Origin of the sequence: uncultured Polaribacter sp. (assembly GCF_947500975.1) — a bacterium.
Classification (GTDB): domain Bacteria; phylum Bacteroidota; class Bacteroidia; order Flavobacteriales; family Flavobacteriaceae; genus Polaribacter.
The window spans coordinates 321,021-333,815 of record NZ_CANMUE010000001.1; the positions used below are offsets into that span (position 1 = coordinate 321,021).

Annotated in this window: 10 protein-coding genes; 7 read left to right on the forward strand and 3 right to left on the reverse strand. The window is 28.0% G+C overall.

Annotation, left to right across the window (positions count from 1 at the left end):
• Window positions 1–35: 35 nt before the first annotated feature.
• Together uvrB and Q0733_RS01400 are read left to right on the forward strand one after the other, a co-directional pair.
• Complete coding sequence (uvrB, locus tag Q0733_RS01395; protein WP_298778023.1) at window positions 36–2,024, forward strand: excinuclease ABC subunit UvrB; 1,989 nt, start codon at window positions 36–38, stop codon at window positions 2,022–2,024.
• A 21-nt stretch (window positions 2,025–2,045) separates the two neighbouring features.
• Complete coding sequence (locus Q0733_RS01400; protein WP_298778025.1) at window positions 2,046–2,828, forward strand: hypothetical protein; 783 nt, start codon at window positions 2,046–2,048, stop codon at window positions 2,826–2,828.
• Between the two features lie 34 nt (window positions 2,829–2,862).
• Here Q0733_RS01400 and Q0733_RS01405 read toward each other — a convergent pair whose 3' ends face one another.
• The 3 genes from Q0733_RS01405 to sucC form a co-directional block, all read right to left on the reverse strand.
• A complete protein-coding gene (locus tag Q0733_RS01405; RefSeq protein ID WP_298778027.1) occupies window positions 2,863–3,330 on the reverse strand; it encodes a hypothetical protein in 468 nt (155 codons plus the stop codon).
• Window positions 3,331–3,377: 47 nt separating this feature from the next.
• Window positions 3,378–3,941 (reverse strand): hypothetical protein, encoded by a 564-nt coding sequence (locus Q0733_RS01410; RefSeq protein WP_298778029.1) that lies wholly within the window; start codon window positions 3,939–3,941, stop codon window positions 3,378–3,380.
• Between the two features lie 85 nt (window positions 3,942–4,026).
• The gene (gene sucC / locus Q0733_RS01415; RefSeq protein ID WP_298778032.1) at window positions 4,027–5,226 is read right to left on the reverse strand and encodes an ADP-forming succinate--CoA ligase subunit beta; all 1,200 of its coding nucleotides are present in this window, start codon (window positions 5,224–5,226) and stop codon (window positions 4,027–4,029) included.
• A gap of 336 nt (window positions 5,227–5,562) precedes the next feature.
• Between sucC and Q0733_RS01420 the strand changes: the two genes are divergently transcribed.
• From Q0733_RS01420 to Q0733_RS01440, 5 genes are all read left to right on the forward strand, one after another.
• Entirely contained in the window at window positions 5,563–7,986 is a 2,424-nt protein-coding gene (locus tag Q0733_RS01420) for a DUF5916 domain-containing protein (RefSeq protein WP_298778034.1), read from the forward strand.
• Window positions 7,987–8,074: 88 nt separating this feature from the next.
• Window positions 8,075–8,734 carry an ABC transporter ATP-binding protein gene (locus Q0733_RS01425; RefSeq protein ID WP_298778037.1) on the forward strand — a complete coding sequence of 220 codons (660 nt, stop codon included), beginning with the start codon at window positions 8,075–8,077 and terminating at the stop codon, window positions 8,732–8,734.
• 6 nt (window positions 8,735–8,740) lie between these two features.
• On the forward strand, window positions 8,741–9,505 hold the full coding sequence (locus tag Q0733_RS01430; protein WP_298778039.1) for a TIGR02757 family protein: 765 nt from the start codon (window positions 8,741–8,743) through the stop codon (window positions 9,503–9,505).
• 76 nt (window positions 9,506–9,581) lie between these two features.
• Window positions 9,582–11,534 (forward strand): BatA domain-containing protein, encoded by a 1,953-nt coding sequence (locus tag Q0733_RS01435; protein ID WP_298778042.1) that lies wholly within the window; start codon window positions 9,582–9,584, stop codon window positions 11,532–11,534.
• Window positions 11,531–12,787: a dihydroorotase family protein gene (locus tag Q0733_RS01440; RefSeq protein WP_298778044.1), complete on the forward strand. Its 1,257-nt coding sequence runs from the start codon at window positions 11,531–11,533 to the stop codon at window positions 12,785–12,787. Before Q0733_RS01435 ends, Q0733_RS01440 begins: the two co-directional genes overlap by 4 nt.
• Window positions 12,788–12,795 lie beyond the last annotated feature (8 nt).

Consider the following 12,795-nt stretch of genomic DNA (forward strand, 5'->3'; position numbering starts at 1 on the left):
AATTGTTTATTAAAAACTATCCATATTTTTACAAAATGGAATTTAAGTTAGTATCAGAATTTTCACCAACTGGAGATCAACCAGAAGCAATAAAACAACTTTCTGAGGGGGTTTTATCTGGTGAAAAATTTCAAACATTATTAGGCGTAACTGGTTCTGGAAAAACTTTTTCTGTTGCAAACGTTGTTAAAAATGTAAAAAAACCAACTTTAGTTTTAGCCCATAATAAAACCTTAGCAGCACAATTATACTCAGAGTTTAAGCAGTTTTTTCCAGAAAATGCTGTTGAGTATTTTGTATCTTATTATGATTACTATCAACCTGAAGCATATATTCCAGTAACAGGAACATACATCGAAAAAGACTTATCCATAAACGATGATATTGAACGCTTACGTTTAAGCACCACTTCCTCCTTGCTTTCCGGCAGAAGAGATGTAATTGTTATTGCCTCTGTTTCATGTTTATATGGAATTGGAAATCCAACTGAATTCAAGAAAAATGTAATTCCTATTCATGTAGATCAACAAATTTCTAGAACAAATTTTTTACATCAATTAGTAACCAGTTTATACTCTAGAACAGAAACCGAAATAAAAAGTGGAACTTTTAAAGTAAAGGGTGATGTTGTTACAATTTATCCGTCTTATGGAGATAATGGCTATAGAATTCATTTTTTTGGTGATGAAATTGAAGAAATAGAATCTTTTGATTTAGAAAATAATACCGTTTTAGAAAACTTTAAAGAATTAACTATCTATCCTGCAAATCTATTTGTAACCTCTCCTGATGTTTTACAAAATGCTATTCATATGATACAAAAAGACATGATGAAACAGGTAGATTACTTTAAAGAAATTGGCAAACATTTAGAAGCTAAACGATTAAAAGAACGTACAGAATTTGATCTTGAAATGATTCGAGAATTGGGTTATTGTTCTGGTATTGAAAACTATTCTCGCTATTTAGATGGTAGAGACCCTGGCACAAGACCATTCTGCTTATTAGATTATTTTCCAGATGATTATTTAATGGTTATTGATGAAAGCCATGTAACTGTACCTCAAACACACGCTATGTACGGTGGAGATAGAAGTAGAAAAGAAAATTTGGTAGAATACGGTTTTAGATTACCGGCTGCAATGGACAATCGTCCTTTAAAGTTTGATGAATTTGAGGCCATTCAAAATCAAACTATTTTTGTTTCTGCAACTCCTGCAGATTATGAACTACAAAAAACAGAAGGTATATTTGTTGAGCAAGTAATTAGACCAACAGGCTTGTTAGATCCCATTATAGAAATACGACCTAGTTTAAATCAAATCGATGATTTAATTGAAGAAATACAAGTTAGAGTTGAAAAAGATGAAAGAACTTTAGTTACAACTTTAACGAAAAGAATGGCTGAAGAACTTACAAAATATCTAACAAGAGTCGATATTCGTTGTAGATATATTCATTCTGATGTTGATACTCTAGAACGTGTAGAAATTATGCAAGATTTGCGTAAAGGTTTGTTTGATGTTTTGATTGGAGTTAATCTTTTGCGTGAAGGCTTAGATTTGCCTGAAGTTTCTTTAGTAGCAATTTTAGATGCTGATAAAGAAGGTTTTTTAAGAAGTCATAGGTCCATTACACAAACAGTTGGTAGAGCTGCAAGAAATGTTAATGGATTAGCTATTTTATATGCTGATAAAATGACCAATAGCATGCAAAAAACTATTGATGAAACAGACAGAAGACGTATAAAACAAATAGCTTATAACACTGCAAATAATATTACCCCTACCCAAATTAATAAAAAAATTGATGACACTTTATCTAAGAGTGCTGTTTCTAGCTATCATTATGACAACGCTAAACAAGTAGCTGCTGAGCAAGACTTACAATATTTACCAAAATCAGATATTGAACAAAGAATACGCGATAAACGTAAACAAATGGAAGCTGCTGCAAAATCTTTAGATTTTATTGTAGCTGCAAAACTTCGTGATGAAATTAAGGTTTTGAAAGATAATTTGTAAATTTATTGAAAATTTAAGCTCGTGAAAAAGGTATTATTTATATTAATTATTCTCTTTGGGAATAATTTAGTTTCTCAAAATAAAAAAATCATATATGTTGATGAAAATTATAAAAAGGTTGGATTTTTAAAATTCAAGAAAAAAGAAAGTTCAATGCTTTTTGATTTAATTATTGCCGAAAATGATACTGTTATTATAAAAAAACTTAGGTATAAAGAATTTTTTGGAAAACTAGATCATATCACAAAAAAACAATTATCACTTATATTTAACAGCAAATACAATATAGACACTACTAAAACTTGGTTAATTCATAATGTAGATTCAGTTCCAGATATTAAAAGAATGCCAAAAAAATCTGGAATAGAATTTCTAGATTCATTACAAAATCCGACAGGTATTTTTTGGACTAAAAAGGAGTTAAAAACAAACTCTAAAGAAATGCCTTATAAAAGACATAGACATGTTTCCAACTTCGAAGATTATTTAAATAAAATCAATGTCGAAAAAAAATCAATCAAAAAAAATATAGAATTACTTCATTTTTATTCTAAAAACAATGGTTTTCCAATTAAAACATTAAATGAATATGATTATTTTGAAGATTATAATTCTTTAATTAGAAAGTTATTTACAGATGGCACAAAAGCATATAAAGTAATTATTTTATTTACAGATGGAAGTTTCTACGCATCAAATGTATATAATTGTATTAAATTAGAAAATAAGTTAACAACTAAAAAATACTTTAATCGTAAAAAAAAGAAATGGTATAAAAAAATAAACAAACTTAATAAAGATTAATATTTTCAATCAAAATCAACTTTAGATAAATAATCTAACTTTTAATGTTTTTAAACATTTTCAATTTAATAACACTATCAATTAGAACACCCGCTTTATTTTGATAATCTAGTTCCTTTTTATCGGACCAATTATCTCTTACTTTTTGAGTAGTTTTATTATTATTCAGGTATTTTAATTGCTTCTGAAGTTTTTTAATTTTTTCATCAACAGATAACCTTTCGTTTTCAGTATACCCTAATTTAACAAGACCTTTTTCTAATTTATCAACTTGTTTTAAATAAGATTTTTCTTTAACACTTGTCCATTTACCAATAATTTTCAATTTACCCCTTTGTTCTTTTAAAGATATAATTCTATTTTTTATTTTTTTTATTAAAATTGTTTTATCCTGATCTAATTTAAATTCAAAATTATTCTCATATTCTAAAGAATAAGTTGAAAACACAGATAAAATCATTAATAATAAAACAAAGAAAAGTCTGTTATTTTTTTTTCTCATAATAATATTATATTCTTTAATATAATCAAAAAGTAAGCCATAAAAAATTAATCAACATTTCCCCAAGGAGCACTTGGAGTTTTAATTTCTTTAGTTAAATCAAATTTAACCGAAAATAATCTTTCAGTTCCAATTCTTCTTAAATTATAAGTAAAACTAGTTTCATCAATTGTAACCCACCATACATTATTAGAAGCATAAGAAATCAAATTTGAAGTTTCTTGATCTGCTGGAAAAAATTGAATATTTTTTAAACCTGTATTTGGGTTTGAACCACCGTACTGTGTAATTTTATCTTCAGATCCATCTTTATGTCTGTGATCGTGTTTTAACGTGATTAAATTTTCTTTATTAATTGTAAAAACCCAAGTTCTAGATTTATCTTCACCCACAAAAAAAGGAATTCTAATGGTTTTTTCTTTACAAGTACAAACGTGCATCACTAGTTTTTCTCCACTAAAACCATCTCCTTTTTTACCTCCTGCAACAATTTCTCCTTCGTAAGATTTTCCACAATGTTCTTTTAAAGTATCCCAAAATACAACTGAATTTGGAGTTTCTTGAGCAATTATAGTTAATGGAAAAAGAAATAAAAATAAAAATTTTCTCATAATTAAATTATTTATAAATATCAATCAATATAAACAAAAAAAGCCTCACAAATTGTGAGGCTTTAAATTATATTATAAGATAAGCTTATGAAGCTTCTAAAACTTCTTGAACTTTATCAGCAGCTTCTTGAAATTCTGTTGCAGAAATAATTTCCATTCCAGAGTTATCAATTAATTCTTTTGCTTCTTTAGCATTTGTACCTTGTAATCTACAGATAATTGGTACATTTATTTTGTCTCCCATACTTTTGTAGGCATCAACAACACCTTGCGCAACTCTATCACAACGTACAATTCCACCAAAAATATTAACTAAAATCGCTTTAACAGCAGGATCTTTTAAAATAATTCCAAAAGCAGTTTCTACTCTTTGTGCATCAGCAGTACCACCAACATCTAAAAAGTTTGCAGGTTCTCCTCCAGATTCTTTAATTAAATCCATAGTTCCCATTGCTAAACCAGCTCCATTTACCATACAACCAACATTTCCATCTAAATCTACATAGTTTAAACCTGCAGCTTTTGCTTCAACTTCAATTGGGTTTTCTTCTCTTAAATCACGCATTTCTGCATAATCTTTATGACGAAATAAAGCATTTTCATCTAAAGTTACTTTGGCGTCAACTGCCATAATTTTGCTGTCAGATGTTTTTAAAACCGGATTTATTTCAAACATTGATGAATCTGATTTTATATAAGCTGTATATAATGAAGAAACAAATTTTACCATTTCTTTTAAAGCTGCTCCAGACAAACCTAAATTAAAGGCAATTTTTCTAGCTTGAAAAGGCATTAAGCCTAATAAAGGGTCAATTTCTTCGGTAAAAATTAAATGCGGAGTTTCTTCTGCAACAGTTTCAATATCCATTCCACCTTCTGTAGAATACATAATCATATTTTTACCTGTAGCTCTGTTTAATAAAACAGACATATAATATTCATCTGGCTCAGAATCACCAGGGTAATATACATCTTCACAAATTAAAACTTGATTTACTTTTTTACCTTCAGCTGAAGTTTGAGGTGTAATTAGCATCATTCCAATAATATCATTAGATATGCTTTCTACTTCTTCTAAGTTTTTTGCTAACTTAACCCCTCCTCCTTTTCCACGACCACCTGCGTGAACTTGAGCTTTAATTACATGCCAACCTGTTCCTGTTTCTTCAGTTAATTTTTTTGCTGCAGAAACTGCTTCAGCAGGGCTACTTGCAACAATTCCGCGTTGAATTCTAACGCCAAAACTGTTTAAAATCTCTTTTCCTTGATATTCGTGTAAATTCATTTTATAAGTCTATTTTAATGCAAACAAAAGTACAAATTCAAAGTATAAAATTTATATTTTTTTTACAAAAAATTATTCATCAATAATCATACTGCATTCTTAACGATAATTTCATCCTTTTAAAAGCCTTAAAGTAGAAGTAAGTAAATAGATTTTAAGATTTAATTAACATTCATAAGTGTAACACATAATTTTGTACAAGGTCTTTAGTGTTAATTAACATGATTTTAAGAGGGTAATAAATTAATGATAAATAAATTTAACATCTTATTAAAACTTAAACAACCAACTTATATGTTTAATAAAAGCTCATTTTTACTAATAGTAATATTTTTTGTGTCCCAACTTAATGCTCAAAATAAAAAAGAGAGAAAAACAATAAAAACTACAAGAATTAATAATGTACCAAAAATTGATGGAATTTTAGATGATGAAGCATGGAAAAACATTGCAATTTGTAAAGACTTTGTGATTTTTAGACCCGCAAACGGCGATCCAGTTTCTGCAGAATATCAAACAACAGTAAAAGTTATTTATGATGATGATGCTATATATATTTCTGCTCAAATGAATGATCCTGATCCAGAAGGAATACCAAAAGAATTTGCCGTAAGAGACAATTTTAGTCAAGCAGATTTCTTTTTAGTTACTATAAACCCTAATGATGACGGGCAAAATCCGTTTGAATTTATTGTACAAAGTACAGGAAATCAGGCTGACGCTAAAGTATCTAATGGAAATGAAGATTTTGACTGGAGTGCTGTTTGGGAAAGTGCCGTTTCTACAGATGAAAAAGGTTGGAATGTGGAAATGAAAATACCTTACAGGGCTTTACGTTTTGCAAATGAACCTATACAATCTTGGGGATTTAATTTTCACAGAAGACTAGAAAAATTAAACGAACAACATACTTGGACACATATAGACAATACTGTTGGACGATGGACTCAATATGATGGTTTAATTGAAGACTTTAAAGACATAAAACCTCCAACAAGATTAAATTTATATCCATATTCATCTGCAACCACAACCTCTTTTGAAGGAGAAACTGATTTTGATTGGAGTTTAGGTATGGACATTAAATATGGTTTAACTGATAATTTTACTTTGGATGCAACTTTAATTCCAGATTTTAGCCAGGTTGGTTTTGATGCCGTAGTATTAAACCTTGGTCCTTTTGAACAACAATTTACAGAACAAAGACAGTTTTTTACAGAAGGAACGGAGTTATTTAACAAAGGAAGACTTTTTTACTCTAGAAGAATTGGAGCAGGTCCTATAGATCAATTTGATGTATACAATTCTATTTCTGATGATGAAGAAATAATCGATTATCCTGAAAAAGTAACCATGTTAAATGCTATTAAAGTTTCTGGAAGAACAAAAAAAGGTTTAGGTATTGGTTTTTTTAACGCTATTACAGGAAAAACAGAAGCCACAATAAAAAACACCACAACTGGAGATATAAGAAAAGAAGTAACAAGTCCTTTTTCTAATTATAATATTATGGTATTAGATCAACAATTTAATCAAAATTCAACAGTATCATTAATAAATACAAATGTAACAAGAGATGGTAGATTTAGGGATGCAAATGTTACAGCAATAAATTGGCATTTAGAAACAAAAAACAGTAAATATAATGCAGATGGATCTGTAAAAATGAGTAATATTTCTGATGATGTAAATAATCCAAATACAGGTTATGCATTTGACAACAGCTTCGGCTACAACTCTGGACACTGGTTTTGGGAATTAGGCTATAATTTTAAAACTAAAGATTACAATCCTAATGATTTAGGAATTCTTTTCAGCAACAACGATCAAACTATTTATGGAAATGTAGGCTGGAGAACGATACAACCTACAAAACATTTTAATAGTTATCGTTTTAATTTCTACAATAACGCACAATTTCAGCATCATTCTGGCATTTACACAGGTTATCGTGCTGGTTTTGGAGCAAGTGCACAAACCAGAAGCAGGTTTACTTTTGGTGGAAACTTAAACTATCAAACAAAAAATAAAGACTTTTTTGAACCAAGACAAAGCAATATTAGTAATCTTTATTTTTATCAACCAGAAAGAAAAAGTATTAGCGGTTGGATTTCTACCAACTCCCAGAAAAAACTAGAAATAAACGCAAGTACCTATTATTCTAATTTTACTAATAACCCAAAGGCTGGTTATGGTTTTAGTTTTGCGCCACGTTATAGATTCAGTAACAAATTTTCTTTAAGATATAGAATGGGTTATAACAAAACTAATAATGACATTGGTTATGTAGCTGAAGAAGATAGTAGTATAGATGGTGATGCTGTTTATTTTGGTATTAGAGACAGAAAAAATTATACCATTAATTTATCTGGTACATATAATTTTAACACCAATACCTCAATTTCTATTTTATCCAGATATTACTGGGGTACAGCAACATATGAAAATCAATTTTATGAACTTACTGAAGATGGTAATTTAACAAATAGCGATTACAATAATGATTCAACAACTGATGATTATATTAATAACAACCAAAATTATACTACTTTAAATACTGATGTTAATTTTACATGGCAATTTGCACCCGGTAGTCAGCTAATTGCTTTTTATAGAAACTCAATTTATCTTTATGATACGCAATCTAATTCAGGTTTTTATGATAATTTAGATAACTTATATCAAGAATCTCAAAGCCATACTTTTTCTGTTAGACTTGTATATTTTATTGATTACAATAAATTAAAAAATATTTTTTAAAAAAACCTCCAATCTTTAAATAAAACGGATGTGCTTTACAAAAGTATATCCGTTTTTTTTATACATTAGTTGTCTAGAAATAATTTTTATGATTATCACAAAAAATATCCATAAATATTATGGTGAAGTAGAAGTATTAAAAGGCCTTAATTTACACATTAAAAAAGGTGAAATTGTAGCTATAGTTGGTCCTTCTGGAGCAGGTAAAACTACATTATTACAAATACTTGGCACGCTAGACAAACCAAATAAAGAAAAGGATTTTGATTTATCTATTAATGACATTTCATTAAAAAACCTTTCAGACAAAGAGTTATCTCAATTTAGAAATAACCATATTGGTTTTATTTTCCAATTTCATCAATTATTACCAGAGTTTACAGCTTTAGAAAACGTTTGTATTCCTGCTTATATTGGTAAGAAATCAAAAAAAGAAGCAGAAACTAGGGCAAAAGAATTATTAAATTTCTTAGGGTTATCTCACAGAATGCATCACAAACCCAATGAACTTTCTGGCGGAGAGCAACAAAGAGTTGCCGTTGCAAGAGCGTTGATAAATAATCCTTCTGTTATTTTAGCTGATGAACCTACAGGAAATTTAGATTCTGAATCTGCAAAAAACTTACACGAACTTTTCTTTAAACTTCGTGATGAATTTGGACAGACATTTGTATTAGTAACTCATAATGAAGAACTTGCCAATATGACAGACAGAAAATTAACTATGATTGATGGTAAGATTATCTAATTTTTGATGAATAAAAAAGAGCTCAAAGAATTTTTAGATGAAAAAGTTATTCTTTATAACAATCCCAAGTTTATAGAATCAGACCCTATTCAAATTCCTCATCAGTTTTCTAAAAAAGAAGATATAGAAATAGCCGCTTTTTTAACAGCAACTATTTCTTGGGGGAATAGAAAAATGATTATAAAAAATGCTTTTAAAATGATGGAGCTACTAGATAATTCTCCTCATGATTTTATTACCAACCATCAAGAAAATGATTTAAATTCGATAACAAATTTTGTTCACAGAACATTTAATTCAATAGATTTACTTCAATTTATTAAATCTTTACATCACATTTATAAAAATTATGATGGTTTAGAAAAAGCATTACTGATAAAAGATAGTTCTAAAAATTATCAAACTGCAATTCATGATTTTAAAAAAGCTTTTTTTGAAATAGAACATCAACAGAGAACTCAAAAACATGTTTCTGATCCGTTAAAAAATTCTGCTGCAAAGCGTATAAACATGTTTTTAAGGTGGATGGTTAGAAATGACAACAAAGGTGTAGATTTTGGCATTTGGCACTCTCACAAGCCAGCTAACTTATCTTGCCCTTTAGATGTTCATTCTGGTAATGTTGCAAGAAAATTAAATCTGCTTTCTATAAAACAAAATGATTGGAAAGCACTTTTTGAATTAGATACTAATTTAAGAAAACTAGATAAAAACGACCCAGTAAAATATGATTTTGCATTGTTTGGATTAGGAGTTTTTGAAAAGTTTTAAATAGAAGTTAACAACAGTTTTTACATTGCTTTTTTTGTGATAAATTAGTCCTTCAAATTATTGAATTAGAAATTAAATGCAGTTTAAAAATCCAGAAGTTTTATATTTTTTAGCACTACTTATTATACCTATTTTAGTGCATCTTTTTCAGTTACAAAAATTTGTAAAAGTACCATTTACAAATGTTGCTTTTTTACAAAAAATAATTCAAGAAAATCGAAAAAGTTCACGCATTAAAAAGTGGTTAATTTTAGCAACAAGAATGTTTTTATTTTTTGCGATACTTTTTGCATTTTCACAACCTTATTTCAGTAACAAAAAAGACAATAAAAAACAGCATACTTTTATTTACTTAGACAATTCTTTAAGCACAAACACAAAAGGAGAAAAAGGTGATTTGTTACAAATAGCAGCTCAAGAAATTATTCAGAATGCTTCTAAAAAAGATGAATATTCTTTACAAACAAATTCCAATTTTCATGAAAAAATTAGTTATAATGAATTAAAAAAAGAGCTTTTAAAAATTAAAAAAACATCAAAAAAATTAGAATTAAGCACACTTTTATTAAAAATAAAGAGCAAAAACACAAACAAAACAAATACTTTAAGTAAAAATATATTAATATCTGATTTCCAGAACAAAAACAATCGTAAGTTTACAAATGTAACACCGTCTTTTTCTGCTATAAAATTAAAATCAAGCACAAAAAACAATATCTCTATTGATAGTGTTTTTTTGGATAATAGTATTTCTGACAATACAGGAATAAATATTATTATTAAAAACCAAGGCGAAGAGAAAAAAAACATTTCTATCGGTATTTTTAACAATGAAGAACTAATAAGTAAACAATCCTTCTCTATTGATAAAGACACTCAAAAAACAATTCCTTTTACAATACAAAAGCAAACCTCTTTTTTAGGCAAAATAAAGGTGTCTTATAGCGATACTTTTTTATTTGATAATGATTTTTACTTCAATATAAATTCAATTAAAAAGATCAATATTTTATGCATTGGAAACAAGGCTAAATTCTTATCAAAAATTTACAATAAAGAAGAGTTTAATTTTACACAAACATCTGTTCAAAATGTAAATTACAATTCAATCTTAAAACAACAATTAATTATCTTAAACGAATTAGAATCACTTCCAGAAACTTTATCAAAAAGTATTTTAGATTTCACTAATAAAGGAGGAAACATTGTGATAATTCAGAGTGAAAATTCTTCAACAGATTCTTACAACTCATTCTTTAATAAAATTGGAAATATTAAAATTGATCCAATTATTAAAGACACTTTAAAAATTACAAACATCAACTACAACCATCCATTATTTAAAAATGTTTTCTCAAAAAAAGTTAATAATTTTCAATACCCAATTGTACAAAGCCACTACACTCTTTCGGCAAAAAATAAAAGCAATATTGTAACTTTCGAAAATAACTCTTCTTTCATTTCTCAAATAAAAACGACCTCTAATAGTAATTTATATTTTATTGCAAGCTCTTTACACAGAAATTCAAGCAACTTCCTTAATTCACCTTTAATTGTACCTGTTTTTTACAATTTTGGAAAACTAAGCTTTCAACATTCTAAATTATATTATTATTTAGACCAAGAAAATAAGATTGATATTGAGACAAAATTAGATAAAGATGAAATTTTAAATCTATCAAACTCATCATTTTCATTTATACCTATTCAACAAACGCATCAAAATAAAGTTAGCATTACTACCAAAGAAAACCCAATAGAAGCTGGTTTTTATCACATCATAAAAGAAAAAGACACATTACAAACAATTGCTTTTAACCACCCAAAAGAAGAAAGTTTATTGCAATACCTAGACTTAAATGAATTAAAAAATCAACATAAAAACATGACTATTTCTAATTCTATAAAAGATGTTTTTACAGAAATTAACAATAAAAATGAAGTTCATTGGCTTTGGAAATGGTTTTTAGGCTTGGCAATTGTATCTTTGCTTTTAGAAATTTTGATTTTAAAATTCTACAAACCATGATTACGCTTCTAAAATCTGCAACTATAATAGATGCATCAAGTCCTTATCATAATAAAAAAAAGGATATTTTAATTACAAATGGGGTTCTTACCGAAATTAAAGATTCAATCAATAAAAAAGAAGATTACACAGTAATTGAGTTAGATAATTTGCATATTTCTTGCGGTTGGTTTGACACAAGTGTTTCTTTGGGAGAACCTGGTTTTGAAGAACGTGAAACTATTAAAAATGGACTACTAGTAGCTGCCAAAAGTGGTTTTACATCAATTGCTGTTAATGCAAACACAAATCCTATTATCGATAATAAATCTGCAGTAGAGTTTTTAATTAATAAAGCTTCAAATACAGCAACAAAAATATATCCTATAGCAGCATTATCTAAAGGAAGTAAAGGAGTTGATATTGCTGAATTATACGACATGCAGCAATCTGGAGCAATTGCTTTTGGAGACTACAACAAACCCATTGAGAATGATAATTTGATGAAAATTGCGCTTTTATACGCACAAAATTTTAATGGTTTGGTTTTAAGCTTCCCAAAAAACAACTCAATTGCCGGTGAAGGAATTGCTAATGAAGGGATTAATAGTACAAAGTTAGGATTAAAAGGAAGCCCTGCTTTAGCAGAACATATTCAAATTAGCAGAGATTTATTTTTACTAGAATACTCTGGTGGAAAATTACATATTCCAACGATTTCTACAGCTAAATCAGTTGATTTAATTAAAGAAGCTAAGAAGAAAGGATTGCAAGTAACTTGCAGTGTTTCTGTTCATCATTTAACTTTAACAGATGATGAATTACATGGTTTTGACAGTAACTTTAAAACAAATCCACCTCTAAGAACAAAAGAAGACATTAAAGCTTTACAAAAAAGTATAAAAAATGGTGTGATTGATATGATTACATCTGATCACAACCCTATTGATATTGAACATAAAAAAGTAGAGTTTAGTCAAGCTAAATATGGGGTTATTGGACTAGAAAACGCCTTTATTACTGTTAATTCAATCTTAAATTTAGAAGATTTTATTGATTGTTTTACTACAAAGCCTAAATCTATTTTTGGCATAGAAAACACATCCATTAAAGAAGGAAATATTGTAGATATTACATTATTTAATCCTGAAAAATCTTCAATTTTTACAAAAGAAAACATTTTATCAACTTCAAAAAATAGTCCTTTTATCAATAAAAAGACAAAAGGGAAAGTATATGGCATTTTTGCCAACAACCAACTAATTCTAAATTAAAAAACACA